General features: G+C 76.5%; 2 protein-coding genes. Both read left to right on the forward strand.

Annotation, left to right across the window (positions count from 1 at the left end):
• The coding region (locus BIU89_RS11950) for a DUF4129 domain-containing protein (RefSeq protein ID WP_071246811.1) at positions 1–639 on the forward strand (639 nt) is incomplete at its 5' end.
• The coding region (locus BIU89_RS18560; RefSeq protein WP_217642827.1) for a DUF4350 domain-containing protein at positions 636–1,368 on the forward strand (733 nt) is incomplete at its 3' end. The genes BIU89_RS11950 and BIU89_RS18560, both read left to right, overlap by 4 nt.

Raw genomic sequence — 1,368 nt, forward strand, 5'->3', positions numbered from 1 at the left:
ACGGCGGTCGACCCGGACGAGGCGCGACGCCTGCTCGAGCGCGAACTCGACCGGTCCGCCTACGACGGTGCCCGGCCGACGTGGTGGGACCACGCCTCGCGCTCCTTCCTCGACTGGCTCGGTTCGCTCCGCGCCGACGGCATCGACTCCCCCGCGGCGGCCCGCACGGCGCTGGTGATCGCGATCGTGGTCCTCGTCGCGGTCGTCGTGCTCGTCATCGTCGCCCGCGGACTCCCCCGCCGACGCGCCCGGGCCGGTGACGGTGACACCGGCGGGGTGTTCGACGCCGACGACCTGCGCTCCGCCCGGGAACTCCTCGAGGCGGCACAGGCCGCGGTCCGTCGCGCCGACTGGTCAGCAGCGGTGCTCGACGGGTTCCGCGCGATCGCCAGGGGCCTCGGCGAGCGCGACCTGGTGCCCGACGTGCCCGGAGCCACCGCGCGGACGATCGCCGCACGGGGCGCCGTGCCGTTCCCCGCGTCGGCCGGTGCACTCGACGCGGCAGCGACCGCCTTCGACGCGGTCCGGTACCTCGGTGGCGAGGCCGACGAGGCCGCGGCCCTCCGCGTGCTCGACACCGAGCGCTCCGTCCGGCAGGCCCGCCCCACCCGCGCCGAGGGTCCGGCGGTACCGGCATGACGACCGACACCGCCACGCGGACGAGCACCGGGCCGACTCCTGCTCCGGCTCCGGCTCCGACCGAGGGACGCCGGTTCCGCGTCGGGTTCTGGGTCGCCATCGTCCTGGTCGGCGTCCTGCTCGCCGCCCTGACCGCCCTCGTGCAGGGCACCGACCCGGACGCACCGCGCACGCTCGACCCGACCTCGACGACGGCCAGTGGTTCGGCCGCCCTGGTCCGGGTGCTCGAGCAGCGAGGCACCGCGGTCTCCGTCACCGACACCGTCGACGGCGTCGGTGGGATCGACGGCGGCACGGTGTTCATCGACGACGCCGACGGGGCGCTCGACCCCGACGTCGCAGAACGGATCGCCCGCACGGCGCGGCACGTCGTGGTCGTCGGCACGAGCGGCGCCGGGCTCGAGGCACTGCTCGGGTTCCCGGTCGACCCGGCCGTCCAGGTCGACGGGGACGCCACCGTCTCGACGGCCTCGTGCGGGATCCCGGCGGCGGCCTCGGCTGCCCGGGTCACCACCGCCGGCTCCGGGTACGCCGTGGACGACGACGACGACGACGCCGCCGAACGGTGCGCGCCGACGGGCGACGGCGGCTCGCGTGTCTGGGGTCTCGTGCGCACCGCGACGCCGGGCGGTGACGTCACCCTGCTCGGCACGACCTCGGCGTTCCGGAACGACACGATCGCCACCGCCGGGAACGCCGCGCTCGCCCTCGGGCTGCTCGGCGCCGACG

The organism is Curtobacterium sp. MCBA15_005 (genome assembly GCF_001864855.1).
In the GTDB taxonomy this organism is placed as follows: Bacteria; Actinomycetota; Actinomycetes; order Actinomycetales; family Microbacteriaceae; genus Curtobacterium; species Curtobacterium flaccumfaciens.